Here is a 24,185-nt window from a genome sequence, read left to right on the forward strand (position 1 = left end):
TTTAGAAATGCTTGGTGATACCGGCGTAGACGGCGAAATGCGGCCCGTATTGCGGCGCGCCCACTCCGATGCCCGAGCCGTCGCGCAATTCATAAACGCGATTGAATGCATTGACGACCAGCAAGCGCGCATCGAACTTGCCCACTAGAGGCTGGTTGAAATGCTGGATTACGCCGAGATTGATCTGCGCATAGACGGGCAGGCGATCGGTGTTGGCAAAGCCGCTTCGCAAGCCGCTGCCCACCAGGCCGTCGAAGGTAAACGTCGTTCTGCCGAGGTCATACGTGCCGCCGAATGACGCGGTGATGCGTTGGTCGTGATCCAGATACACCCAGTGGTCGTTGATGTAGGCAAGTTCGTCCGCTTCGAAATTGAACTGAGCCGAGTCGATCTGTTTGCCCTGCGCGCGGCTGTAGGCGAGGTTCAGATAGGTGGACGCGTTGTCCTGCTTGTAATTCGCGGTGAACTCGAGTCCGTACACGCGTCCGTATTGATAGTTGAACGGCGTGAAGATGAGGGCGGAGCCGAACTGACCTTCGTCGAGCAGGTTAGTGGATTTTTTGTAGTAGGCGTCGATGCCGATCGTCACATTCGAACCGAGACGCTGCGTGACGCCGAGGTCGAAGTAGTGACTGCGTTCCGGCTGCACCTGATCGTTCTGACTCGACGGACTCTGGTTAGTGGTGCCGTTGAAGCGGGTGATCGTGGACCCCGACACCAGTTCGAATGCGGGCGGTGTGAAGTAGCGCGCATAGCCGGCGTGAAACGTGGTGGTCGGCGTCAGCGCATAGACCAACCCGATGCGAGGACTCAACTGGCTCGCACTGACGTACTCATCCATCTTGTCATAACGCAGCCCGTAATTGAGCGTGAGCTTGTCGGTGATTTTCCATTCGTCTTGCACGTATGCGCTGTACAGATAGCCGGTTTTGCTGCTCGAGTCGTGGATATTGAAGGGCTGATCCGATAGCTGATTGGCGTCGGCATCGGCTGCGAAGACGTCGACGCTGTCGTCGAACACGGCGTGTTCCTGCTGGAAAAAGAGGCCGGCGCGAATCGTATGCTTCTCGTTGAGTCGCCACGTGGTGTCGACTTGCGCACCGTTAGCCGAGTTGCTGTGAAAGTCCTGGGACGCAACGCCGTTGAAAAGCAGGTCGCCCACCGGATCGGGATTGAATTGCGTTCGCGTGTAGCGGGTGAATAGCGCGACCTGATAGTCCAGTGCGCCGCCATTGGTGCCTTGAAGCGCCAGCACCGCAAAATTGTTCAACTCGGATTGCGTTTCGTTTAACTGACTCGAATCGAACGTGTTGTTGCCGTTGAGCGTGAAATTGGCCTGCAGCCCAGGCGTGTTGGGGATTTCGAACTGGTTGCTCGTGGTGCCGAACATCAGGCTCACTCGCGTGAGCGGATTGATGATGTATGACATATAACCGAACGCATCGCCCTGACGGGTGTGGTCATGTAATGCGTTCGCGCTTGCAGTCGGATTCTCGATGCCGAGGTTGTTGACGCCGAGCGAGCCGCTAAAGTAATAGCTGAACGGACCTTGCGTGCCGAACACGTCGGCGCTGGTCTTGAGGGTCTGGTGGCTGCCGCCGAACACGTCGATGGTGCCGCCATTGCCCGCGTCGCCCGTCTTCGTGCGGATGTCCACGACACCTGCCGTGCGGTAGCCGTACTGCGCCGGTAGAGCCCCGGTAAGCAGATTGACCTGGTCGATGATGCGCGTGTCGAGCGCTTGCCCAAAGCCGCTGATCGGTTCAGGAATAATGATCCCGTTGATGCGGTATTGCAGATTGGCGTGGTCTCCGCGCATGTGCAGTTGTCCGTATGAATCGCTGGCCACGCCGGGCGCCTGCAGCAGCACCTGATTTAGTGGCGTGTTCTGGCCCGCGGGCAGCGCTTCGATATCGGCCTGACTGAAGCGGTACACGCTGCTGCCGGTCTCGGGCAGCAACCCATTGCGCGCTCTGTCCAGTCGCTTCGCATTCACCTGAACTTCGAGTGTGCCGCTCTTCGCAAGACTGACACTGACGGTGCTTTCCGCACCGGCGCTCGCGGTGGTGATGCTGTTGCCACTCGCAAATCCCGGTGCGGTGACGACGATCGCGTAGGTGCCCGGTGTTACATGTGCAATGGCGAAGCGGCCTTCGGCGTTCGTTTTCGCCTCATTGACAGCGGTGCCGCTCGCGTTCTGCACGATTACCGTGGCGTTGTTGACGGGTTGGCCAGCGGCGTCTGTGACTGCGCCGGTTACTGAACTTTCGTCAGTCGCGGCATGGGCGTGGGCAGCCATGGCGAACAGCAGCAGAGCTGCGGAAGAGACGCGCTTGCGGATTTTCATCGTTATGTATTCGAGTGTGTTGGCGACTGGCTGTATGCGTTGTTCTGTCTTGGTCGACGGTTTTTCTGAGGCTGACGTGTGTTCTCGCGACTCGCGGCGTGGATCACCTTTCAGCCGCGAAACTCTGTCACGTCGTCGCAGGAATGTTATATCATTACATTCACGGAAAACAATGACAAGTTGATGGCGCGTTGGTTTTAAGGCGTGGGATGAGATGGCGGGCGCAATTCACGCCTGCGCGGTTGCCCGTTTTTGGGCAGCTAGCGCGGAGCCGTGCGTGTTATCGGCTGTGGGTTTCGCGTGCCGGCTAATGCGGCGGGGGAGGCGGGTTTGATCGCATGTCGAACCCTTTTGTCGATTCGAGCAGGCAGCCGTTGCTCTTGCTGACGACGCGGTTCATTCAGGTGCGATGAAGTTGCAGCCGTGGTCGCTAGAGTTCAGGATGTGGCTCGTTGACGAGCCACGAGCATCGCCACGCTGAGAGCAGCGTGGCGGCAGAGAGCGATTGCCTTGTTAAATGAAGCTCTTCGAATGGCTTGGGATTGTCGACCCATCAGTTCAGGACCGCGCGTGCTTCGCCGCGTCTTCGATGACGGCTGTCACTTCTTTTGGCCGAGATTCATAGACCGAGTGGCTTGCGCCCGAGATCACCGTAGTATGGCTATGCGCGCGTGCGTAGTACCAGCGTTCGAGATCGGGGTTGATGATCTTGTCGTCGGCAGCCACGATGCCCCAGCTGGGCTTGGTCGTCCAGGCGGCGACCGTCATCGGCGCCGAAAAGACTTTCGCGGCCGTCAGAATTTGCGAGTGCGATTCGAACTGCGCTTGCTTGAGTGGCAGATCGGCAGCGAAATCCTTCGCGAAATCCGCGGGATTCAGATAAGTGTATCCGTCGCCGGTCTTCATGATGGCGTCCGGTTGCTTCGATGTGTAGCTCGGCATGCCTTTGCCAAGGTCGCTTTCATCTTCGCCGACGGCCGGCGCGTGCGCGGCCACATACACCAGGCCCACCACTTTCGGGTGCACGCCGGCTTCAGTGATGACCGAGCCGCCGTAACTGTGAGCCACGAGAATTGTCGGGCCGTCCTGCTGATCGAGCACGCGTTTCGTTGCGGCGACGTCGTCGTCGAGCGATGTCAGAGGCTCCTGCACGATGGTGACGTGATAACCGTCCTTGGTCAGCCTGTCATAAACCGGCTTCCAGCCGGAGCCGTCTACCCACGCGCCGTGTACGAGAACAATGTTGTGGACGGGCGCGGTTTGCGGTTGAGCGTCTTGCGCCATCGCGGCGGTTGAGGCGAAAAGCGCGGCAGACAACGACAAGGCCGCGGCGACGAGAGGCAAAACTTTCATGACACACTCCGGTTCATAAGTAAGAAATTATTCTTGAAAAGATATTTTTAATTCGCTTGATAAAGGTAGGAATCCTGTTGAAATTAAGGGCGAAACAGGATTCCCGATACGTGTCATTCAGCTGCCGAAGAAAACATTGCAGAAACTGACGGGGCCGACGCAACTGGAATCGGTCGACGCGTGCTTGCGCATGCCAGACGAAGAACTGCCGTTTTGCGCCATGCCGCCGTACGACGGCTGCGTCGTCTGCGGTGCGGTCTGCGCGGCGACCTTTGCTTCGGCTGCCTGAATGGCGGCCGGATAATCAGCGTCGTCGCCAAGCGAAGGGTTGTAGCCGGCCTGTTCGAGGCGCACCAGATCGGCACGCACTTCAGCACGTGTGACGGGGCCATTCGATTGTGCGAAGCTCGCAACAGGGGCGGCCAGCGTGCCGAGGGCGAGAGCGAAACAAACAAGAGCGTTTTTCATGATAAAGATTCCTTGATCAAATGCGATGAGTAGAGAGACAACGATTGCCTGAAGCGTGCAGCTTCAGCTGCCGAAGTACGGCGTGCAGAACCCCGCGGGACCGACACATTGCTGCGTGTGCGTATGCATATGTTCTTTCGCTGAAGCTTGCGTAGCAAAACCTGCCGAAGCAAGAACGATCAGCGAAAGAATGATGGAAAGTTTGCTTTTCATTTGGATGCCTAAATAGTAAGAGATTAAAGGTGCCTTGCGAATCAACTGAAGCCACGTCTTTGCTTACCCGCCAACATGAGCCGCTTGCAATGAGAGCCGCGCGCACATGCCTGTTTCGCCACTACCGTGCAGCGTTTGTCGCTGTCTTGTAGGGGCGAACACATCGGGTTTTCTCTTATTCCAAATTTTTTTCGCGATTGTGAAGAAAAATTTGAGTCTTACATTTTCCTGAACGTCCGGCGCGCGGACGACGGGTGCTCGTGCCGTCAAACGAAAAAACCGGTATCGCGCAAAGCCTTATCCAGTCGGGCTCCCAAACGTTTGCGCCGTTAAGTCTGACGATTACGTTTATTAAAGCTTTGCGTTTTGCATGTCGTTATCCAGTCAAATAATCTGGACCATCGGACATGCGCGAGCCTTTTGCACGGTAAGCGCTGACGAGGAAATCGCTCTTCGGGGGAATCATCTTGAATCACCAACGATCGCCATGGTCGCGTACAGCGGCTCCGGGCGAAGTCATCTATTCCGAAGGCTTTGCGGGCGACGCCGTCGTCTACGTCATTGCGGATGGCAAAGTCGAAATCTCCACCCAGTGCGACGAGAAGAAGGTGATTCTCGCCACGCTGGGTAAAGGCGAGTTTTTTGGCGAGGCGGCTTTGCTGCCGCCGGAACCACGAGCGCACACCGCGAAGGCGCTGAGCTTCTGCCAGTTGACCGTCATCGCGGCGAACGTGGTGGAGGAGGAACTCGAACGTGTCTCGCCGTTGCTTCGCCATATCGTACGCACGCTGATCCGGCGCGTGAAAAAGAAGGACGATGTCCTTGCTACCAATACGCACGCGGACTTTCTGCCGGGTGTCGTGTCCTACGCGCACGTCCTTTCATTGATGGCGGGCGGCGAGAGTGCCGACAGGCTGGATGGACGCATGCGTCGCGCGCAAGGGGAGGAGTTCTCTGTGCCTCTGCCTGACGTGATCAGGAAGTGCCATGCCATTGCCGGCCATTCGCGTCCGCATGTGATGGCCATGCTCAAACGAATGGAGAAACTCAACCTCGTCTCGCTCGAACCCGGCTGGACCGACCGCCCGAGCACCGCCTCGGCGCGCTATTCCGCGCAGGACGGCGCAACGAGCCGGCAACTGGTTACGTTCGATCCCGTGCGAATCACCGAGCGTGCGCAACAGGTAGCGGACCACGATCTCGATCTCTCCATCAGCAGCGAACTGGAATTGATCGAACTGGACGACCTGGAAGCTCTGATCGGCGTCGAGAAGAAGGTGATTCTCAACAAGCTGTCCCACTCGGAAATCGCGGAAGATCTTTTCGCGTTTCGCAAGACCAGGGTGTTGAATTACGTCGAGGAAAAAGGCATCAGCTATTTCTCGCGCCGCAATACCCGCGGGTTGACCGACCTGAAGTCGCTCGACGATCTGGAGTTCGTCGACCAGCGAACCTTGTTCGAAGCGGTGAGCGCGTTCGACACATACGACCTCGCGAAACTGCTGTCCGCCGTGACGGGCCAGCCGATCGCCGAGCGGCTGCTCTCGGTGATGACCGAGGCGAGAAAGAAAGAAGTCTCGTGGGTCATGCGTCGGGAGATCAAGATCGATCCACTCGAAATCGCGGAGATCGAAGAGCGTTTTCTGGAGATCGTGCGGACAATCAAAGCTCCGGCGGCCACGGCTGCGCCGCTTTCCAATCTGGACGCCTGACGCGCAACACGCAAACAGCCGGCCGCATCGGCTTCGAAGTTCGAAGTCGCGGCCGGCCATTCGAGAGGACATATGGATCTGTTGACGCTATTTGGCGCGGTGTTCGGCGTGACGGCGATCGTCGCGGGTTTCTCGCTCGAGGGCGGGCACTTTACTTCGCTGTTTCAGTTGGAGGCATTCGTCATCGTTCTGGGCGGCACCCTGGGCGCGGTGATGATTCAGAACACCTGGGCACGGTTTTTCGACGGCATCAAGCAACTGCGCCTTGCTTTCGTGAAGGCGCGGCAGGTCGATCGCGAGAGCCTGTCCGTCCTGCTCGAATGGGGCGATCAGGCCAAACTGAACGGCATGCTGGTGTTCGAGTCGATCGAGGCGGGCGGCATCAATCCGTTTGCCAAACGAGGTTTGGAGTTGCTGGCAAACGGTGTCTCGACGGCCGTGCTGGAAGACGCTTTGCAGCGAGAACTGGATGCGTATGAGCGCAATCACATGTTGGCCGCGCGGATCTGGCAACAGGCCGGCGGCTACGCACCCACGTTCGGCATTCTCGGTGCGGTACTCGGTCTGATTCAGGTGACCGGCCATATGCTCGAACCCGCGCAACTCGGGCAAGGTATTGCGGTGGCTTTCGTCGCAACGCTATACGGCCTCGCATTGGCTAATCTGGTCTTTCTGCCGTTGTATGGAAAGATCAGGGCACAAGTGGACAGCGAATTGCGCTTCAGGCGGTTATATCTTGACGGCTTGCTCGCGATCTCGCGTAAAGAGTCGCCTCACACCATTGAAACGCGGCTAGCGGGTGACGTGCGGGAAAGATCGGCCGAGTTGCTGGGCTAGTGTGCTTCGACGCCAATCATACGTAATTTCGGGCGCAAACTTTTCGGCTATGAACATCTCCTCGGGTAACAAGCGCCTCACGGCGGACAAGACCGGCTACGACGCCGCAGACGAAGGCGAGGCAGAGTCCGGGCGCTGGCTGATCTCTTACTCCGACCTCATCACCACGCTGATGGTGTTGTTCCTTGCGCTCTATGTGCTGCAGTTGGCCAAAACGCGAGAACTCGAAATCAAGGCGTTGGAGCGCCACGTGGTGACAGAGGCGGCGCCCGCTACGCCGGATGCCTCGAAGAAGCAACTGCTTTCTCTGCTGGAGCCGCTGCGAGACAATCGCCAGATTACGATTTCGAACGCGGCGCAAGGCGTGGAAATCGCCATCAACGCAAAAATTCTTTTCAATTCGGGCGACGCGCGTTTGTTGCCGGAATCATTCGACGTGTTGAATCAGATTGCCGGTGTACTGCGTGAGCGATCGAAGAACAACATTCTCGTCGAAGGTCACACAGACAATGTGCCTATTTCAACGGCGAAATACGAATCCAATTGGGAGCTGTCGTCCGCGCGGGCCGGCGCGGTGGTTCGCTTTTTCGCGGACAAAGGCATTGAGGCGCACCGAATGGCCGCGATCGGCCGGGCGGACAATTTCCCCTTGATCATCGGCGACGACGCGGCGGCGCGCGCCGCGAATCGTCGCGTGACGATTCTCGTCGAGTACTGAATTTGCGCGGGGCGGAGCGAGGCGCTGTCGAGGTCCCTTACGCCCGTCAACGCTCCGCTTTTAGCGGGCTCGTCCACGCACTCGAATTCGACGCCGCGAATAGTCAGAGCCCTCCGCGTGACGCCAATGTCAACGCCAAACAGCCCGTCAGCTTCCCATATAAATCGAACGATTCAGATTGGCGAGCTGACCATCCTTCTCGGCTTGCACGAGTTCCTGGCGCACCTGTGCACGCGTTTTCTGTACGGCACTGGCCGTGCTCGCGGACCATTGCGGCTGCGCCGCCTGTGCGATCGACGAAGAATCGACGCTAGCGGTCGAGGGCGCCGGAACCGCAGCGTGGGCAATACTTCCGATCACGCAGGCGGCAAAGGTCAAAGCAATCATGGAAACTTTCATATCGTTCTCCTTGAACGGTTGGATAAGAGACGTCCGCGGATCTGAACGCGAGAGCAGAGGTCGACCAGGACTTGCTGCGATGCGATTCTTGTCAGAGAAGCGGCGTTGATGTATTGAACCGCGCGGGCGTATCTGGCATGTGTCGGGAAAGCGGCGAATTGCAATGTCGTGTATCGCCGCAATCCCCTGATACATTCCGATACGAACCCGCGGCTATCCTTGCTGCGCGAGCAGGGCTTGAATCTTCGCTTCCGTCTTCGCATAGTCGCCTTCGCCGAAATGCGTGTAGACAATCCGGCCTTGCTTGTCGAGCAGATAGAAAGCCGGCCAGTACTGATTGTTGTAGGCGTTCCAGGTCGCATAGCGATTGTCCTGCGCGACCGGATAAGTGATGCCGAAGCGCTTGATGGCGGACTTCACGTTGTCGGTATCGCGCTCGAACGGATACTCGGGCGTATGCACACCGATCACCGTCAGCCCCTGATCCTTGTATTTCTGATTCCAGCTTTTCACGTAAGGCAGCGTGTTGATGCAGTTGCCGCAGGTGTAAGTCCAGAAATCGACCAGAACCACCTTGCCGCGCAGTTGCTGCAAGGTGAGCGGATCGCTGTTGAGCCATTGCGAAATGCCGGTGAAGTCGGGAGCCGCCGCGTTGGTCCCGAGCGCGGGCACACTCGCGCCCGGTTCGGGCGATCCCGCGAAGGCGGCGATGCCGCTCGCGGCTGCGGCGGCGATCACGGTTGCGACGGCAAGCGTTTTGATCTTGGTTGCGGAGAGCATGTCAGGGTCCTTTCAGGAAGAGGCTAAAAAAGGCAATTCGCGCACCGGCCGCGAATGACTGTATTGAAGCGTCCGCAGGTATCTGGCATGTGTCGCCGAAGCCGCGTGGGTGCAATGTTGTGTATCTGTACGAGGTCCAGATACACTGCGACACAATTCCCCGTGCGAGCCAGGCTATAAAGCAGGCATTGCCAAAACACGGAGAGCACCATGAGCGCCGACTTGCTGCACGGATCCTGCCATTGCGGGGCCGTCAAATTCGAAGTACGTTGCCCGATCACCCCGGCCGGCCGCTGCAACTGCAGCCTGTGCCGCCGCAAGGGCGCATTGATGACGCCGCTGTTCCCGGCAAGCCAGTTGAAGATACTGAGCGGCGAAGATTCGTTGACGCTCTACCAGTTCAACACGCGGGTGGCCCGGCACTATTTCTGCAAGCATTGCGGCATCTATCCGTTTCATCAGACGCGTAAAGACCCGCAGTCGTGGCGAGTCAACATCGGTTGCCTGGAAGGCGTCGATCCGTATAGTCTGGAAGCGGGGGTCGCGGACGGCGCGAGCCTCTCCGTGCTGGAGGACGCATGAAACGCCTGCTGGCTATCGTCGTCTTCCTGACCGGCGGCCTTGCCGCCGAACTGGCGCATCCGGTGCAGTGTTCACTGATGGTTGCGAGCCGGGTGCAGTTGAAACGCCAAAAGAGATGAAGCCTTGATGGAAACCATCGATCACGTACTGATTGTCGACGACGACCGCGGCATCCGCGAATTGCTGGCCGGTTATCTCGAGAAGAACGGCATGCGCGTGTCGCTCGCGGCGAACGGGCGCCAGATGCGCGCGGCGCTGGAGCAGGGCGCGCCCGATCTGATCGTGCTGGATCTGATGATGCCCGGCGAGGACGGTCTGGTACTGTGCCGTGAACTGCGCGCCGGCAAATTCCGCGCAGTGCCGGTATTGATGCTGACGGCCCGCAACGAGGAGGCGGACCGCATCGTCGGACTGGAAATGGGCGCGGACGACTACCTGCCCAAGCCCTTTGCCGTGCGCGAGTTGTTCGCGCGCATTCGCGCCGTGCTGCGGCGCGCGCGCATGCTGCCGCCCGGCATGCAGGTGACGGAATCGGCGCCGATGCTGGCCTTCGGCGACTGGCGCCTCGACACCACCGCGCGTCATCTGCTGGACGCCGAAGGCACAATGGTCGCGCTGAGCGGCGCCGAGTACCGCTTGCTACGCGTATTTCTCGATCATCCGCAGCGGGTGTTGACGCGCGATCAACTGCTCAACCTCACGCAGGGCCGCCAGGCCGATCAGTTCGACCGGTCGATCGATCTGATGGTGAGCCGTCTGCGTCAACGCTTGCGCGACGTCGCGCGCGAGCCGCGTTACATCAAGACGCTGCGCAGCGAGGGTTACGTGTTCTCCGCGGCGGTGACGGCCATCGGGGATCCGCAATGAAGCGCTGGTCCTGGCTGCACTGGCCGCGCACGCTGTTCGCGCGGCTCGCTCTGATTCTGTTCGTCGGCCTCGCGCTGGCGCAGACCTTGTCGTTCTGGCTCACGCTGACCGAGCGCGATCAGACCATGACCAACGTGATGATGGGTTACATCGAGCGGGAAGTGAGCAGCTCGGTGGCGCTGCTCGATCATCTGCCGCCGGACGAACGCGCGCAGTGGTTGCCGCGGCTCGCGCGGCGCAGCTATGAGTTCATCCTGGGCCCGGGCATTGCCGGCAGCCCGATCGATGCGCATCTGTCCGAGCGTGTGGCGCAATCCATCGCGGAGGGCATCGGCAAGCACTATCCGCTGACGGTGAATGGCGTTCCCGGCGACAAAGAACGATTGCAAGTGCATCTGCAATTGAGCGACGGCACGCCGCTGACCATCGATATGCGCCCCATGTCGGGCGCACCACTGTCGCGCTGGCTGCCGCTCGTGCTGGCGTTGCAACTGGCGGTGCTGGTGGCGTGCTGCTGGCTGGCGGTGCGGCTCGCCACGCGGCCGTTGCATCAGCTGGCGCTCGCCGCGGATACGCTCGGCCCGGACCTGAAGGCGGCGCGCTTGCCGGAGGACGGGCCGTCGGAAGTGTCGCGCGCCGCGCGCGCCTTCAACGCGATGCAGGATCGCATCGCCACCTATATGACTGAACGCATGCAGATTCTGGCGGCGATTTCGCACGACCTGCAAACGCCGATCACGCGCATGCGCCTACGCGTCGACGTAATGGACGACGACGCCCAGGGCGCGAAGCTGCGCCAGGATCTGCAGGAAATGGAAAGCCTGGTGAAGGAGGGCGTGACGTACGCGCGCACGCTGCACGGCGCGACGGAAGTCCCTTGCCGTGTCGATCCCGACGCGCTGCTCGACAGCCTCGTCTGCGATTATGTGGACGCCGGTCAGGCGGTCAGCCTGGAAGGGCGGCTGGGCGATTCGCTGGTGACGCGTCCGCAGGCCTTGCGCCGCATACTCGGCAACCTGGTGGACAACGCGCTGAAGTTCAGCGGCGCGGCCGAGATCACGGCGGCTACTTTGCCCAACGGCGAGACCGCGATCGCCGTGCTCGACCGCGGTCCCGGCATACCCGCCGAATCGCTGGAAGCGGTGTTCGAGCCGTTCTACCGGCTCGAAGGGTCACGCAATCGCGATACGGGCGGCACGGGGCTCGGCCTCGCCATCGCGCGGCAACTGGCCATGGCGATGGATGCCACCCTCACGCTGCACAACCGCTCCGGCGGCGGCCTGGAAGCCCGCTTGACGTTGAGGAATCTGCCCAAGCCGTAGCGGCCGTCGCGAACCACCGGGCGCCCGCCTCAGCGGTTCAGCGCCAGATATTGATGCAGCGACTGGATCGCGGCCGCTCCTTCGCCGACGGCGGCGGCGACCCGCTTGACCGAACCGCTGCGCACGTCGCCGACGGCGAAGATACCCGGCCGGCTCGTCTCCAGATAATGCGGCGGGCGGTCCGACGACCACTGCGGCATTGCATCGGGACCCGTGAGCACGAAGCCATGTTTGTCGAGCGCGACGCAATCGCCGAGCCAGCCGGTGCTCGGCTGTGCGCCGAGAAACAGGAACACATGGCGGATCGGTTTCTCCTCGATATGGCCTTGACTGTCCCACTTGATCGATTCGAGCTGTGTCTCGCCGTTCAGTTCGACGATTTGCGTGCGCACATGAACGCTGATGTTCGCCGCCGCTTCGATGCGCCGGATCAGATAGTTCGACATGCTCGCGCTGAGTCCGTCGCCGCGAATCACGATATGCACGTGACGCGCGAATCCCGACAGGAACACCGCGGCCTGCCCAGCCGAATTTCCCCCGCCGACGATAATCAATTCCTGGTTGTTGCAGAACGCGGCTTCCATATAGGTCGCGCTGTAATAGATGCCGCTTCCCTCGAACTCTTCGAGACGCGGCAACTGCGGTTTCCGATAGCGCGCGCCGGTCGCGATGACGACCGCGTTGGCATACACGTGCTCGTCGTAATTGAGGCGCAGGTGAAAGGGCGGCGCGTTCTCACATTCGATGCCAAGCACTTCGATCGGCACGCCGACTTCCGCGCCGAATTTTCGGCATTGAGACAGTCCACGTCCTGCGAGCGCTTGCCCCGAGATACCCGTCGGGAATCCAAAGTAATTTTCGATCTTCGAACTGGTGCCGGCCTGACCGCCCGGCGCCTTGGTGTCGACCACCGCGACTCGCAGTCCTTCAGACGCCGCGTACACCGCGGCCGCGAGCCCTCCCGGTCCCGCGCCGACCACGACCACGTCGAACCGCTCGCCGTTCAGCCGGTCGGGGCTCAGGCCGATCGCATCGGCCACCGCGCGGTTGGTCGGCTGCTTGAGCACGTTGCCTTGCAGGGTGACGATCACCGGTATGTCGGCTTCGGTCGCGTCATAACGTTCGAGCAGGGCCTTGGCTTCCTCGTGCTCGACGATATCGAAGTAGGCGAACGGCTGCGCGTTGCGGCTCAGGAAATGCCGCAGCACCAGCGTGCTCCACGAAGCCGAACTGCCGATCACCAGAGTCCCGCCGTGCTGGTCCTGAATGAACGCGACGCGCCGCAGGATGTAGGCGCGCATGATCGTTTCGCTCAGTTCGGCTTCCGCGACGACGAGTGCCCGCAGCGATTCTTCGTCGATCACGATCACTTCGCAGTCGCTGGTGGCGCGTGCCGATGCGACCGCGCCGCGGCCCGCGAGCGTTCCCACTTCGCCGGTGAAGCTGCCGGGGCCGTGCGTGCCGAGAACGTGGTGCTTGTCTCCGGCGCCCCGCGACGCCTCGATCGTGCCGGAGACGATAGTGAACATGGGAATGTGCCGGTCGCCTTCGGTGAACAGAACGTCGCCCGCTTTCAGCCGCCGGCGTTCACCATATCGTTCGAGCACGGCAAACTGCTTTTCATTGAGCCTCGGGAAAATCTGATGATGACGGCTGCCGCCCGCCACCAGGTCTTCGGGTCTGCTTGACGATTTATTGCCCATGGAGCGTTCCGAATGGCGCGCGCATATGCGCGCTGGGGTGAACTCGCAGCCGGATGCGGCACGGCGCGATTGATCTGATTGACCGGAAAAGACAGCGGACCGTCCTGTCCGCAGAGATTGTGCGCCAGAGGTTAGCCGTCGGTAAAGTGCGAAAAACAGGGGTGTTCCGCTTGCTAGCGGGTGGCCGATTTTCGTTTTACATGCACGCTGCATGGTTTAATCACCGTACCTTAACTATCTTCATATCAATCACTAACATTTCATATCTGGCGAGGTACATTGTCGAGGAACGATTGTTCGGGGAACATCATTCATGGTCGAGCACCGCCTCCGTGTCGCGCTGCTATGCGCGGCGATCACCGTGTTCGCGCAGACCTGTTACGCGCAATACACCACCGACTGGCTGGGCAATACGTTCGGCACGCTCGCCGCGCACGTGGGCAATACCGCGCGCTCGCTGTGGGTCGCGCCCGAAGGCGTGATCTACACGGCTTCGTTGTGGGACGAGAACGAGGGCGGCGTCGCGATCTATCAGAACGGCCAGAGCCTCGGCTCGATCGGCACGCACGCCGACTTCCAGGGCAGCGCCATTACCGGCAATGCCACGTCGATCTTCGCAGCGTTGCAATACAACAGGTCGTTCGGCAGCGGCTCGGTGGGACGCTATAACCGGGTCACGCAAACGCGCGACCTGATCATCCCCGTCAGCGTGTGGACGTCGATACTGCATGCCGATGTCATCACCGGACTCGCGACCGCGGGCTCATTGCTGTATGCAAGCGACTTCTTCGGCAATCGCGTGCGCGTCTTTACGACCGACGGTGTCTGGCAGCAGGATATCAAGGTATCGAGCCCCGGCGCGCTCACGCTGGATAGCGCCGGCAACCTCTGGGTCGCGCAGCAGAGCGCGGGCGCGATCGTCGAGTTCAGCCCGGCCGGCGCGCTGCTGAATACGATTCAGATGCCGGCGGCGTCGCGGCCCTCCGCGTTGTATTTCGACGGCGCGTCCGGGCAACTCATGGTCGGCGACCAGGGGCCGGACATGAACATCAAGCGCTACACGATCGCGGGCACGCCGACGCTCGTCGGCACGTTCGGTATTCAGGGCGGTTATCTCGACACCACCAGCGGCATCAAAGGGCAGGTGGGCGACAAGCGCTTCACACGCGTGGTTGGCGTCGGCAAGGACGCTGCCGGCAATCTGTACGTGCTCAACAATCCGTGGGGCGGCGGCTGGGATCTCGGCCGCAACGGCGCTACCGATCTTCACGCGTACGACAGCGCCGGCAACCTCGAATGGAAGCTACAGTCGCTCAACTTCGAGGCGATCGCCGCGCCGGACCCATCGACGGACGCCGCCTACTTCTACAGCGGCACGCACATCTACACCGGCACGGCGGGCGGCACGTTTGTCGCGAACACGGTCGATCCATTTACGTATCCGTCCGATCCGCGCCTGAACATGAACGACACGCAGCGCGGCCAACACTTCGGCCAGCTCGTCACTGTCGGTGGCAACCGGATTCTGGTGGCGTCCGGGCAGAACCCGGGCATCTTCTACTTCTTTCATTTCAACCCGGCGAGCGGTTACATCGCGATACCGGACGCGTCGATTCCAGGGGCAGCGTTCAATACGAACGTGCAGGTCACGGGCGGCTTCTGCATCGATAGTCGCGGCGACGTGTGGGCCGGTCTGGACCGGACCAATCACATTTATCACTATCCGCTCACCGGTTTCGACGGCAATGGCAAACCGTCATGGGGCCCGGCAGTCACGATCTCCATACCGCAGAGCATCCGGCCGCTCACGCGCATTCTCTACCTCGCGGAGAGCGATACCATGATCCTCGCGCAAGGCATTGCCGGAAGCTGGGACTGGACCGCCATGCAGTCGCGCATCGAGGTCTATCACGGCTGGAGCGCGGGCAACACCACGCGGCCCGATCCGGTGATCACGCTCAATAGCGCCAATCCCAAGTCGATCACGGCGGCGGGCAATTATCTGTTCGTCGGCTACCTGCACACGGTGCCCAATATCGACGCCTTCAATCTCACCACGGGCCAGCTCGTTACTACGCTGACCAATTCCAGTCCCGGCACCGTGGATGTCGGCAACGACGTCGATTCGATGTACGGCCTGCGCGCTTATCTGAGGGCGGCGGGCGAGTACGTGATCACGAAAGACAACTACAACGGGTCGAGCATCGTGGTGTATCGCTGGACGCCGTGACGGCCGTGCGCTTCGGCATGGCATGCCACCCTATCGGATAAGATACGGCCCGCGCCGCAATTTTCTGAACACAAGGAGTGGTTTCAATGATTCAACCGGGCAACGTATTCAAGGACAACCTCGCGCAGATGCCGGGCATCGACGCAATCGCGCGTATCGATCTCGTGGACGGCGAGGGCGCCGTGGTGGCCAGCATCGAGAACAAGCCGGGCAAGCAGGGTTCGCTGGCGGTGTACAACTATCTGCAGCAGACCTTCGGCACGCTCGACGCCAAAGCGGCCGAGCACGGCCTCGTCGTGTTTGCCGAGCACACGGCCGACGCGCGCAATCGGCCGGGCGCGCATCCGAACGTCGACATCCTGCTCGCGATTGCCGCAGGCGGGGACGCTTTGCGGATCGACGTGGTCAGCGCCCGCTGAGGTGAGTTGTTTGTCATCGGCGTGGCACCGTAGCGATGAGGCGACGCCGCAGCATGCCGGCGTCGTCCATCAAGACACTCAGTTCAACCAGCCCTTGATCGCCTCGGACATCGTGGCGGTCGAAATGCCGTAGCGGTCGTGCAGTGTCGGCAGCGCGCCGGCATCGAGGAACGCATCGGGCAATCCCACTTGACGGAAGTGGCACGCTACGCCCGCGCGCATCAGTTCCGTGGCGACCGCTTCGCCCAAACCGCCGATCACCGTGTGGTTCTCGGCCACCACCACGAGACGTCCTGAGCGCTTCGCTTCGCGCACGATCGTTTCCGTGTCGAGCGGTTTGATGGTCGGCACATGCAGCACGGCGACACCGATCCGGTCGCTTTCCAGTGCTTTCGCCACTTCGAGTGCGCGCATCGTCATGATGCCCGACGAGATGACCAGCACTTCGGCGCCGTCGCGCAGCAGCTTCGCTTTACCGAGCTCGAACGTGTAGTCGTATTCGTCGAGTACGGCGGGCACGTTGCCGCGCAACAGGCGGGCATAGACGGGACCCTTATGCGCGGCGATCGCGGGCACCATCTGCTCGATGTCGAGCGCGTCGCAGGGATCGATCACGGTCATGTTCGGCATCGTGCGCATCAGGGCGAGATCTTCCGCGGCCTGGTGGCTGGGACCGTAGCCGGTCGTCAGACCCGGTAGCGCGCAGACGATCTTCACGTCGAGGTTGTCTTCGGCGATCGTCTGATGCATGAAGTCGTACGCGCGGCGCGTGGCGAACACCGCATAGGTGGTGACGAAAGGTTGCGCGCCTTCATGCGCGAATCCCGATGCCGCGCCCATCAGCAATTGCTCGGCCATGCCCATCTGGTAGAAACGTTCCGGGAATTCCTTGGCGAAGATGTGCAAGTCGGTGTATTTGCCGAGGTCGGCCGTCATGCCGATCACGTTCTGCTTTTGCCGCGCCAGTTCGACCAGCGCGTGGCCGAAGGGTGCGGAACGTGTGACCTGTCCTTCGCTTGCGATCGAGGCGATCATCGCGGAGGTCTTCAGGCGCGGTTTGCTCGCGGTTGCGCTGCTCATGCTTGTCTCCCTTCTTTGAGTGCTTCCAGCGCCAGTTGCCATTCATCGGCATCGACGCGGATAAAGTGGTTCTTCTCGCGCTGTTCGAGGAACGGCACACCGCAACCCATGCGCGTGTCCGCGATGATGATGCGCGGCTGCGCTTCAGGATGCGCGCGAGCCGCATCGAACGCTGCGGCCACGGCGGCGATATCGTTGCCGTCCACGCGTTGCGTGAACCAGCCGAACGCCTCCAGTTTCTCGACGAGCGGCTCGAACGCCATGATCTGCGTCGACGGACCGTCGGCCTGCTGGTTGTTCACGTCGACCACGGCGATCAGATTGTCGAGCTTCCAGTGACTCGCCGACATCAAGCCTTCCCAGATCGCGCCTTCATCCAGTTCGCCGTCGGAGAACAGCGTGTACACGAACGACTTCGACCCTTTGCGCTTCAATCCGAGGCAGCGGCCTACCGCGATCGTCAAGCCCTGGCCGAGCGAGCCGCCGGACATCTCCATGCCGGGCGTGTAGCTCGCCATGCCCGACATCGGCAAACGGCTGTCGTCGCTGCCGTAGGTTTCGAGTTCTTCGGCGGGCAGAATGCCGGCTTCGAATAGCGCCGCATACAGCGCGATCGCGTAATGCCCGTTCGACAGGAGAAAGCGGTCGCGCTCTTCCCAGTCGGGATCTTCGGGCTGGTAGCGCATCGCGCCGAAGTAAGCGACAGCGAGCACATCGGCGATGTCGAGCGCCTGGCCGATATAACCCTGGCCCTGCACTTCACCCATCAAAAGCGCGTTTCTACGGATACGGTAAGCGTGCCCGGCAAGGGTTGCCGTCGGTACGCGGTCTGGACTGTTCATGCTGTCTCCTGTGATCAGTCGTGAATAGAAAGGGTTTAACGGTTCACCGACCGGGCGGGCACGAGGAACACGAGGCAGGCGCCGAACGTGACGGCCACTGAGATAAAGATCAGCCCGGCGGTCGATTTGCCGGTCAGATCGTTCAGCCACCCGACGATCGCCGGAGAAAAGAAGCCCGCAAGATTGGCGACGCAGTTCACCGCCGCGATTCCCGCGGCGGCCGACATGCCGCCGAGCAACGCGGTCGGCAGCGACCAGAACTGCGAAGACGACGCGAGAATGCCGGCGGCGGCGATGCTCAAACAAACGATGGAGGCCGGCACACTGCCGATGGCCGGCAGCAGAATGAAGCCCGCTGCGGCGATCAGCATCGGAATCGCCAGGTGCAGACGGCGTTCGCGATGTCGGTCCGCACTCATGCCGACGAGAGGCAGCGCGATGATGGCGCACAGATAAGGAATCGCGGTGAACACGCCGATCCACAGCGGATCGGCCACGCCGGATTTGCGAATGATGGTCGGCAGCCAGAAGGTCAGGCCGTACTGGCCGAGCACCACGCAGAAGTAGATCGCCGCCATCAGCCACAAGCGGCGGTCGCCGATGAACGACCTGACCGAGACGTGGGCGATCTTATGCGCGTTGTCGCCGGCCACATTGCGCGCGAGCAGCGTCTTTTCGGAATCCGTCAGCCACTTCGCTTTCGTGATGCCGTCGTCGAGATAGAGCAGGATCGCGACGCCGAGCACGAGCGAAGGCACCGCTTCCAGCAAGAACAGCCACTTCCAGCCGGCCATGTCCATCGCGCCTTGCAGCGAGTGCATGATCCAGCCCGACAGCGGGCCTCCGATAATGCCGGCCAGCGGAATCGCCATGAAGAACAGCGACAGCGCTTTGGCGCGGCGCGCAGCGGGAAACCAGTAAGTCAGGTAGAGAATCACACCCGGTGCGAAGCCCGCTTCCGCGACACCGAGCAGAAATCGCAGCACATAGAAGGTTGTGGGCGACTTCACGAAGATGAACGAAGCGGAGATCACCGCCCACGTCAGCATGATCCGCGCGAGCCACTTGCGCGCGCCGACACGATGCAGCACCAGATTGCTCGGCACTTCGAAGAGAAAGTAGCCGAGAAAGAAAATCCCCGCGCCCATCCCATACACGGTTTCGCTGAAGCGCAGGTCGTTGAGCATCTGCAGCTTCGCGAAGCCGACGTTGACGCGGTCGAGATAAGCGCCGAGATAACACAGCATCAGGAATGGGATGAGGCGACGGCTCACTTTCGCGTAGGTCTTCGACTCGAAGCTCGTCGAGTCGGTTTGCGGCAGCATGTCGGCGGCAATGGATGCAGCGGGGTACTTTGGTTTCATGTGTGTCTCCTTCCATGGCTCCGGCTTGGCCCGGATGCCGGTCACGCGGCCGCTCCCAGCGAGCGGCCCCGCGTCACGATCAGTCAATGAATGAGCATGCCACCGTTGACGTCGAGCGTGATGCCCGTGAGATAGGTCGACAGGTCGCTGACGAGGAACAGGCACGCGTTCGCCACGTCGCTCGCATCGCCGAGCCGGCCGAGCGGAATGCCCTTGATGATATCGGCGCGCATTTCCGTGGTGAGCTTGTCGCCGGTGATGTCGGTCTGAATCAGACCTGGCGTGATCGAGTTCACACGAATGCTGTCGCCGCCGAACTCGCGCGCCATCGCACGCGCGAGACCGAGCACGCCGGCTTTCGCCGCGCTGTAGTGCGGGCCGCCGAAAATGCCGCCGCCGCGTTGCGCGGAAACCGACGACATGCAGACGATACTGCCGCTTTTCTGTTCTTTCATGGCCGGCAGCACGGCTTGCGACATGTAGAGCGTGCCGCGCAGATTGACGTCGACGATCGCGTTGAAGTTTTCGGATGTGATGTCCAGTGTGCGCACCGGCTGCGTAATGCCGGCGTTATTGATGAGGCTGTCGATGCGACCGTAGCGTTCGAGCGTCGCTTTGACCGCCGAGACGCACGCGTCTTTGTCGGTGACGTCGCAGGCGAGACCGAGGTGATCGTCGCCGAGATCGGCGGCGGCGCGCTGCGCGTCTTCTTCGCGTAGATCGAGAATGACGATGCGGGCGCCCTGGGCGGCCATTGCTTTAGCAGTTGCCTTGCCGATTCCGCGCGGTGAGGCCGCGCCTGTCACGACGACGACTTTGTTATCGAGCAGCATGATTGTCTCCTGAGTGTTGATGTGATGGCCGAAGTGTCTACCGCGCGGCCGGTCGCATCAACGACGTACTGCTCAACTATGTTTGAGAAATTTTCAGGTGACGTGCTGCTTCGAAGCAGGGGTTGCATGGTGCGACGCCGCATTCGCAATCTCATGCGCATGGGGTGCTGGAAAACCCTGCCAAGATAGACGTGGACTTAGGCCTTGCGCTCCATGCGCTCGACCTCGCGCTCGATCCACGCGATAAAGCGCGTGACGCGCGGCAGTTCTGCGTTTTGCGGCGGATAGACCAGATGATGCGCGCCGACCTCCACGGCGTGCGTATCGTCGAAGACCGGCACGAGCGCGCCTTCCTTGATCCGGACCGAGGCGAGCATCACGCTTTCGAGCGCGATGCCGAGGCCGAGCGCCGCCGTTTCCAGCGACATGTACGAGCGGTCGAAGGAGAAGTCGAAGGTCTTGTGGGCAGCCGACACGCCGGTACGCCCGAACCACTGCTTCCACTGCACGAGCGGCGTCTCCGAGTAGATCAGCCGATGTTGCAGCAGATCTTCGGGCGTTTTGACCGGATTGTTCTCCAGATATTTCGGCGACGCGAGCGGCGCGATGAATTCGCCGCGCAGCGTTCTGACTTCGAGGTCGCGCCAATTCGCGTAGCCGTGGCGCAGGTCGATGTCGTAATAACCGCTGGTAAACGAGACGTCCTCGTATGAGCAGGCGAGATTCAACTGGATATCGTCATTGGCTTCCTGAAACGACGCAAGCCGCGGCAACAGCCACATGAGCCCGAAACTCGGACTCGAATGCACCCGCAGGATATCGACGTCGGTGCGGCTCGACGCGCGCTCGGTGGCGCGGCTCAGATCCGCCAGCGAGCCCGTCACATCGGACAGATAACGCTCGCCGGTCGGCGTGAGAACGAGCCCACGGCCCGAGCGATAGAAGAGCGGCTGGCCGATTACAGACTCCAGATTGCTGATCTGATGACTGACTGCCGATGCGGTCAGCCCGAGCTCTTCCGAGGCACGGTTGACGCTTTTCGTTCTGGCCACGCTCTCGAACGCGACGATGGCCTTGACCGGTGGAATGCGCATAGTGAAATTTTTTTCAGATGCAGTTGAATGAAACCGCCTTGTTCACACGCCATTCGCACTGCCATTCTGTCGACAAGCCGCGCAGCCAGGGGTGCATGAAGTCCTCTCGGTACTAACCCGGCAGTTTCACTGCCGCGAGGCGGCTAATCATAACCACAGGTTGCGCAGTGCAACAACTGCGCAGGAGACAGTAATGGATTATCCGACTTTCCTGGTGAGCGCGCGAACAGCAAACGCTCACACGCAGCGCTCTAGTCCTGTTCGCTTCCATATCGAGTAAACGCATTTCACTGGCTATCGCCTATGCGGCGTACTGGCGAACGTCGTGCTGCGCACTCGCAAAACATGCACCGTGCGCGGAAAACGCGAAAGGAGAGAGGACATGGCTGAGCAGCCTTACTTGTTGACGGCGCGCGCAATCGTCAAGAGCTTTGGACCGACGAGCGTATTGAAGGGCTTCGACATTTCGATCGCACCCGGTGAAGTGCACGCTTTCCTCGGTGGCAACGGCGCGGGCAAATCCACGCTGATCAAGATCATCTCCGGTCAGTTCGAACGCGACGGCGGCACGCTCGAATTCGACGGGCAAGCGATTGGTGCATCCGTAGGCGGGCATGTCGCCGCCGGCACCATCGCGGTCGTCAATCAGGAACTCGCGCTGCTGCCGCATCTGTCCGTGGCCGAGAACATCGCAATGCCGCGGCTGCGGCGCGGCGCGGCGAAATATAGCGAGCGCGCGTCGATGGAAATCGCGGTCGAAGCATTGTCGCTGATCGATCCGCAGTTCGCGCGTGAATCGTCGGGACGGCTGGTCGGCGATCTGACCTTGCACGAGCGCCAGCTGGTGGAGATCGCTCGCGCGCTCGGTTCGGGCGCGAAGCTGTTGTTGCTCGACGAACCGACCGCGAATCTGACCGCTGCGGAAACCATCCGGCTCTTCGCGGTGCTGCGGCGCCTCATCGCCGATACGGGACTTGCGGTGCTGTTCGTTTCGCACCGCATGCGCGAGATTCGCCAGATCGCCGATGTCTGCACGATCATTCGCGACGGCAAGACGGCCGTCGATCGCGTCGCGCTCGATGCGATCACGGACCGCGAGATTATCGAATGCATGGGGCAGAGCATCGTTGTAGATGAAGCGGCGGCACGCGTCGCGGAATCGGCGGAACTGGGGCAGGCGAACCCGACAGGGGAGCAGGACATCGGTGAGCGCGGCGCTCGCATCCACGCAGGCGCATTGCGGATCGAACGCGACGGCGTGGCGATCGAGGTGCCGGCCGGCGCGATCGTCGGTCTCGCGGGCGCGCCGGTCGGCCCGTCTTCGCTGATCGATGCGCTGACCGGTATCGCGCCCGCCGGTTCGTGGGCCATAACGCGCGACGGTGCTAATGTCAGCTATTCGCATCCGTCGGCCGGCGCGCGCGACGGCGTCGGCTTCGTCTCGGGCGACCGCTCGAACAAGGGCGTGCTCGCCACGCTGCCGATCGTCGATAACCTCGTCGCGGCAGCACGCGTCGTCAACCGGCGCAGTGTCGTGAAGCGCGAAGAGATCGAGCAGAGCACGCGGCTGCTCGACGCCCTGAAGATTCGCGCCGGCTCGCTGTGGGACTTGCCGGCCACACTGAGCGGAGGCACGCAGCAAAAACTGCTGATTGCCCGCTGGCTATTGCTGCGGCCAAGGCTCCTGGTGCTCGAAGAGCCGACCCGCGGTGTGGACATCCGCACGAAGCGCGAAATCTACGCGCTGATTCGCAAGATGGCGCAGCAGGGCACGACGATCGTCTGGTGGTCCACCGAATACATCGAGCTGGTCGAGTTGTGCGACACCGTGCTCGCGTTCGATCTGGACGGCAAACCGACCGAAGTCTTGCGCCACGCCGATGTCAACGAAACCCAACTCGCCGCCGCTACGGGCATGGCCGCCTAACGTCGGTAAGCACCGCATCTCGCAACATCTCGCCGCGTCGCGTCGCGCCAAAACATCATCAATCTGGAGACAGTCATGAAATCAGCCACTCATCCGATCGCGGAGGCGCAGCCGAAACGCAGCGGCGCGGGACGCCGTTTGCTTTCGGCATACCGCACTGAAATCGCGATTGCCATTGCGATCATCGTGATCGAATTCGCGGTCGGCATGATCGTGCCGGCGGCGCTGTCGGGTGGCAATATTTCCAACGTGACGCAGGCGGCCGCGCCGCTCGTCATCATGGCGTTCGGCGTGTTACTCGTGATCATTACCGGCGGCATCGATCTGTCGGTCGGTTCGGTGTTTTCGTTGACGGGCATGGTCACCGGCCTTGCCATGGCGCACGGCTACGGCGCGGTGGCGAGCAGTGTCGCCGGACTGGCGGTCGGCGTCGGAATCGGCGCGCTCAATGGTGCGCTCGTGACGTTCGTCGGACTCGCGCCCTTCGTCGTGACGCTCAGCACGTATGCGATTGCGGGCAGCCTCTCGTTCATCGTGACCGACGGCCATTCGCTGCCGATCTCCAATCCCGACTACTGGCTGCTCGATTCCGGAACGCTGATTCCCGGCCTGCCGAACTATGCGCTGTGGTGCGTGCTGCTGCTCGTCGCGATCGAATTCTGTTTGCGCAAGGTGGTGGCGGGCCGCTGGCTGTATGCGATCGGCAGCAGCAGTTCGTCGGCACGCGTGATCGGGATTCCTGTCAATCGCGTGCGGCTCGGCGCGTATCTGCTTTCGGGCTTGCTGGCTTCGTTCGCGAGCATCGTCAGCGTGTCGTACATCAGCAATGCCGAGGCCACCGCGGGATCGAGCCTGATGCTGCAGGCTATCGCGGCCGTGGTGATCGGCGGCGCGAGCCTGTTCGGCGGGACCGGTTCGGCCATCGGCGCTCTGCTCGGGGCGCTGATGATCACGATCATTCAGAACGGCGCGAATCTGATCGGCGTGAACAGTTTCTGGCAAGGCACCGTGACCGGTGTCGTCATTCTCATCGCGGTTCTTGTGGACCGCGTCACCAAAGCCCGGCGCTGAGCGCGGGTTCGCTAAAACTATCAG

General features: G+C 61.3%; 23 protein-coding genes. 11 read left to right on the forward strand and 12 right to left on the reverse strand.

Annotated elements, in window-relative coordinates:
• Position 1: 1 nt before the first annotated feature.
• From ACFSNN_RS07505 to ACFSNN_RS07520, 4 genes are all read right to left on the reverse strand, one after another.
• Positions 2 to 2,347, reverse strand: coding sequence for a TonB-dependent receptor (locus ACFSNN_RS07505; RefSeq protein WP_134459357.1), 2,346 nt, complete (start codon positions 2,345 to 2,347; stop codon positions 2 to 4).
• 558 nt (positions 2,348 to 2,905) lie between these two features.
• Positions 2,906 to 3,700, reverse strand: coding sequence for an alpha/beta hydrolase (locus ACFSNN_RS07510; RefSeq protein ID WP_134459355.1), 795 nt, complete (start codon positions 3,698 to 3,700; stop codon positions 2,906 to 2,908).
• A 117-nt stretch (positions 3,701 to 3,817) separates the two neighbouring features.
• Entirely contained in the window at positions 3,818 to 4,168 is a 351-nt protein-coding gene (locus ACFSNN_RS07515) for a DUF4148 domain-containing protein (RefSeq protein WP_134459353.1), read from the reverse strand.
• A gap of 63 nt (positions 4,169 to 4,231) precedes the next feature.
• On the reverse strand, positions 4,232 to 4,381 hold the full coding sequence (locus ACFSNN_RS07520; protein ID WP_377688814.1) for a hypothetical protein: 150 nt from the start codon (positions 4,379 to 4,381) through the stop codon (positions 4,232 to 4,234).
• Positions 4,382 to 4,848: 467 nt separating this feature from the next.
• Here ACFSNN_RS07520 and ACFSNN_RS07525 point away from each other — a divergent pair, with 467 nt between their 5' ends.
• The 3 genes from ACFSNN_RS07525 to ACFSNN_RS07535 all read left to right on the forward strand — a co-directional run bounded on the left by ACFSNN_RS07525 (position 4,849) and on the right by ACFSNN_RS07535 (position 7,648).
• Complete coding sequence (locus tag ACFSNN_RS07525) at positions 4,849 to 6,093, forward strand: Crp/Fnr family transcriptional regulator (protein WP_134459349.1); 1,245 nt, start codon at positions 4,849 to 4,851, stop codon at positions 6,091 to 6,093.
• 72 nt (positions 6,094 to 6,165) lie between these two features.
• Positions 6,166 to 6,930, forward strand: a complete 765-nt coding sequence (locus ACFSNN_RS07530; RefSeq protein ID WP_134459347.1) for a flagellar motor protein — start codon at positions 6,166 to 6,168, stop codon at positions 6,928 to 6,930.
• Between the two features lie 49 nt (positions 6,931 to 6,979).
• Entirely contained in the window at positions 6,980 to 7,648 is a 669-nt protein-coding gene (locus ACFSNN_RS07535) for an OmpA family protein (RefSeq protein WP_134459345.1), read from the forward strand.
• Between the two features lie 147 nt (positions 7,649 to 7,795).
• On the opposite strand, the gene ACFSNN_RS07540 is transcribed toward ACFSNN_RS07535, so the two are convergent.
• Both ACFSNN_RS07540 and ACFSNN_RS07545 read right to left on the reverse strand, forming a co-directional pair.
• Entirely contained in the window at positions 7,796 to 8,047 is a 252-nt protein-coding gene (locus ACFSNN_RS07540; RefSeq protein WP_134459343.1) for a DUF4148 domain-containing protein, read from the reverse strand.
• Between the two features lie 213 nt (positions 8,048 to 8,260).
• Positions 8,261 to 8,827, reverse strand: a complete 567-nt coding sequence (locus ACFSNN_RS07545) for a thioredoxin family protein (RefSeq protein ID WP_134459341.1) — start codon at positions 8,825 to 8,827, stop codon at positions 8,261 to 8,263.
• Between the two features lie 210 nt (positions 8,828 to 9,037).
• On the opposite strand from ACFSNN_RS07545, the gene ACFSNN_RS07550 reads away from it, so the two are divergent.
• The 4 genes from ACFSNN_RS07550 to ACFSNN_RS07565 are packed head-to-tail and all read left to right on the forward strand — an operon-like array spanning position 9,038 to position 11,598.
• Entirely contained in the window at positions 9,038 to 9,409 is a 372-nt protein-coding gene (locus ACFSNN_RS07550) for a GFA family protein (RefSeq protein WP_134459339.1), read from the forward strand.
• Positions 9,406 to 9,528 carry a hypothetical protein gene (locus tag ACFSNN_RS07555; protein ID WP_274378474.1) on the forward strand — a complete coding sequence of 41 codons (123 nt, stop codon included), beginning with the start codon at positions 9,406 to 9,408 and terminating at the stop codon, positions 9,526 to 9,528. The genes ACFSNN_RS07550 and ACFSNN_RS07555 overlap by 4 nt, the downstream gene beginning before the upstream one ends.
• A 7-nt stretch (positions 9,529 to 9,535) precedes the next feature.
• On the forward strand, positions 9,536 to 10,276 hold the full coding sequence (locus ACFSNN_RS07560) for a response regulator (protein WP_134459337.1): 741 nt from the start codon (positions 9,536 to 9,538) through the stop codon (positions 10,274 to 10,276).
• Positions 10,273 to 11,598 (forward strand): sensor histidine kinase, encoded by a 1,326-nt coding sequence (locus ACFSNN_RS07565; protein ID WP_377688815.1) that lies wholly within the window; start codon positions 10,273 to 10,275, stop codon positions 11,596 to 11,598. The genes ACFSNN_RS07560 and ACFSNN_RS07565 overlap by 4 nt, the downstream gene beginning before the upstream one ends.
• Before the next feature lie 29 nt (positions 11,599 to 11,627).
• On the opposite strand, the gene ACFSNN_RS07570 is transcribed toward ACFSNN_RS07565, so the two are convergent.
• Complete coding sequence (locus ACFSNN_RS07570; RefSeq protein WP_134459335.1) at positions 11,628 to 13,301, reverse strand: FAD-dependent oxidoreductase; 1,674 nt, start codon at positions 13,299 to 13,301, stop codon at positions 11,628 to 11,630.
• Positions 13,302 to 13,614: 313 nt separating this feature from the next.
• Between ACFSNN_RS07570 and ACFSNN_RS07575 the strand changes: the two genes are divergently transcribed.
• Positions 13,615 to 15,531 (forward strand): SMP-30/gluconolactonase/LRE family protein, encoded by a 1,917-nt coding sequence (locus ACFSNN_RS07575; RefSeq protein ID WP_134459333.1) that lies wholly within the window; start codon positions 13,615 to 13,617, stop codon positions 15,529 to 15,531.
• An 86-nt stretch (positions 15,532 to 15,617) separates the two neighbouring features.
• The gene (locus tag ACFSNN_RS07580) at positions 15,618 to 15,950 is read left to right on the forward strand and encodes a DUF2322 family protein (protein ID WP_134459331.1); all 333 of its coding nucleotides are present in this window, start codon (positions 15,618 to 15,620) and stop codon (positions 15,948 to 15,950) included.
• A 78-nt stretch (positions 15,951 to 16,028) separates the two neighbouring features.
• Here the strand turns inward: ACFSNN_RS07580 and ACFSNN_RS07585 are convergent, their stop codons facing one another.
• The 5 genes from ACFSNN_RS07585 to ACFSNN_RS07605 all read right to left on the reverse strand — a co-directional run bounded on the left by ACFSNN_RS07585 (position 16,029) and on the right by ACFSNN_RS07605 (position 21,163).
• Positions 16,029 to 17,030: a transketolase family protein gene (locus tag ACFSNN_RS07585; RefSeq protein WP_134459329.1), complete on the reverse strand. Its 1,002-nt coding sequence runs from the start codon at positions 17,028 to 17,030 to the stop codon at positions 16,029 to 16,031.
• On the reverse strand, positions 17,027 to 17,872 hold the full coding sequence (locus ACFSNN_RS07590) for a transketolase (RefSeq protein ID WP_134459327.1): 846 nt from the start codon (positions 17,870 to 17,872) through the stop codon (positions 17,027 to 17,029). Before ACFSNN_RS07590 ends, ACFSNN_RS07585 begins: the two co-directional genes overlap by 4 nt.
• 35 nt (positions 17,873 to 17,907) lie before the next feature.
• Positions 17,908 to 19,236 (reverse strand): MFS transporter, encoded by a 1,329-nt coding sequence (locus ACFSNN_RS07595; RefSeq protein ID WP_134459325.1) that lies wholly within the window; start codon positions 19,234 to 19,236, stop codon positions 17,908 to 17,910.
• A gap of 83 nt (positions 19,237 to 19,319) precedes the next feature.
• Positions 19,320 to 20,069: an SDR family NAD(P)-dependent oxidoreductase gene (locus tag ACFSNN_RS07600; protein ID WP_134459323.1), complete on the reverse strand. Its 750-nt coding sequence runs from the start codon at positions 20,067 to 20,069 to the stop codon at positions 19,320 to 19,322.
• 197 nt (positions 20,070 to 20,266) lie between these two features.
• Positions 20,267 to 21,163, reverse strand: coding sequence for a LysR substrate-binding domain-containing protein (locus ACFSNN_RS07605; RefSeq protein WP_134459321.1), 897 nt, complete (start codon positions 21,161 to 21,163; stop codon positions 20,267 to 20,269).
• A 382-nt stretch (positions 21,164 to 21,545) separates the two neighbouring features.
• Between ACFSNN_RS07605 and ACFSNN_RS07610 the strand changes: the two genes are divergently transcribed.
• Positions 21,546 to 23,090: an ATP-binding cassette domain-containing protein gene (locus ACFSNN_RS07610; RefSeq protein WP_134459319.1), complete on the forward strand. Its 1,545-nt coding sequence runs from the start codon at positions 21,546 to 21,548 to the stop codon at positions 23,088 to 23,090.
• Between the two features lie 75 nt (positions 23,091 to 23,165).
• Positions 23,166 to 24,161 carry an ABC transporter permease gene (locus tag ACFSNN_RS07615; RefSeq protein ID WP_134459317.1) on the forward strand — a complete coding sequence of 332 codons (996 nt, stop codon included), beginning with the start codon at positions 23,166 to 23,168 and terminating at the stop codon, positions 24,159 to 24,161.
• Positions 24,162 to 24,185 lie beyond the last annotated feature (24 nt).

This window comes from Paraburkholderia dipogonis, from assembly GCF_042680985.1.
Lineage (GTDB): Bacteria > Pseudomonadota > Gammaproteobacteria > Burkholderiales > Burkholderiaceae > Paraburkholderia > Paraburkholderia phytofirmans.

Coding starts and splice junctions, on each gene's coding strand:
- ACFSNN_RS07605 (WP_134459321.1), bottom strand. CDS start 21,163: ATGCGCATTCCACCGGTCAAGGCCATCGTCGCGTTCGAGAGCGTGGCC.
- ACFSNN_RS07600 (WP_134459323.1), bottom strand. CDS start 20,069: ATGCTGCTCGATAACAAAGTCGTCGTCGTGACAGGCGCGGCCTCACCG.
- ACFSNN_RS07595 (WP_134459325.1), bottom strand. CDS start 19,236: ATGAAACCAAAGTACCCCGCTGCATCCATTGCCGCCGACATGCTGCCG.
- ACFSNN_RS07570 (WP_134459335.1), bottom strand. CDS start 13,301: ATGGGCAATAAATCGTCAAGCAGACCCGAAGACCTGGTGGCGGGCGGC.
- ACFSNN_RS07580 (WP_134459331.1), top strand. CDS start 15,618: ATGATTCAACCGGGCAACGTATTCAAGGACAACCTCGCGCAGATGCCG.
- ACFSNN_RS07535 (WP_134459345.1), top strand. CDS start 6,980: ATGAACATCTCCTCGGGTAACAAGCGCCTCACGGCGGACAAGACCGGC.
- ACFSNN_RS07555 (WP_274378474.1), top strand. CDS start 9,406: ATGAAACGCCTGCTGGCTATCGTCGTCTTCCTGACCGGCGGCCTTGCC.
- ACFSNN_RS07575 (WP_134459333.1), top strand. CDS start 13,615: ATGGTCGAGCACCGCCTCCGTGTCGCGCTGCTATGCGCGGCGATCACC.
- ACFSNN_RS07550 (WP_134459339.1), top strand. CDS start 9,038: ATGAGCGCCGACTTGCTGCACGGATCCTGCCATTGCGGGGCCGTCAAA.
- ACFSNN_RS07505 (WP_134459357.1), bottom strand. CDS start 2,347: ATGAAAATCCGCAAGCGCGTCTCTTCCGCAGCTCTGCTGCTGTTCGCC.
- ACFSNN_RS07560 (WP_134459337.1), top strand. CDS start 9,536: ATGGAAACCATCGATCACGTACTGATTGTCGACGACGACCGCGGCATC.
- ACFSNN_RS07615 (WP_134459317.1), top strand. CDS start 23,166: ATGAAATCAGCCACTCATCCGATCGCGGAGGCGCAGCCGAAACGCAGC.
- ACFSNN_RS07590 (WP_134459327.1), bottom strand. CDS start 17,872: ATGAACAGTCCAGACCGCGTACCGACGGCAACCCTTGCCGGGCACGCT.
- ACFSNN_RS07540 (WP_134459343.1), bottom strand. CDS start 8,047: ATGAAAGTTTCCATGATTGCTTTGACCTTTGCCGCCTGCGTGATCGGA.
- ACFSNN_RS07515 (WP_134459353.1), bottom strand. CDS start 4,168: ATGAAAAACGCTCTTGTTTGTTTCGCTCTCGCCCTCGGCACGCTGGCC.
- ACFSNN_RS07530 (WP_134459347.1), top strand. CDS start 6,166: ATGGATCTGTTGACGCTATTTGGCGCGGTGTTCGGCGTGACGGCGATC.
- ACFSNN_RS07520 (WP_377688814.1), bottom strand. CDS start 4,381: ATGAAAAGCAAACTTTCCATCATTCTTTCGCTGATCGTTCTTGCTTCG.
- ACFSNN_RS07610 (WP_134459319.1), top strand. CDS start 21,546: ATGGCTGAGCAGCCTTACTTGTTGACGGCGCGCGCAATCGTCAAGAGC.
- ACFSNN_RS07565 (WP_377688815.1), top strand. CDS start 10,273: ATGAAGCGCTGGTCCTGGCTGCACTGGCCGCGCACGCTGTTCGCGCGG.
- ACFSNN_RS07545 (WP_134459341.1), bottom strand. CDS start 8,827: ATGCTCTCCGCAACCAAGATCAAAACGCTTGCCGTCGCAACCGTGATC.
- ACFSNN_RS07585 (WP_134459329.1), bottom strand. CDS start 17,030: ATGAGCAGCGCAACCGCGAGCAAACCGCGCCTGAAGACCTCCGCGATG.
- ACFSNN_RS07510 (WP_134459355.1), bottom strand. CDS start 3,700: ATGAAAGTTTTGCCTCTCGTCGCCGCGGCCTTGTCGTTGTCTGCCGCG.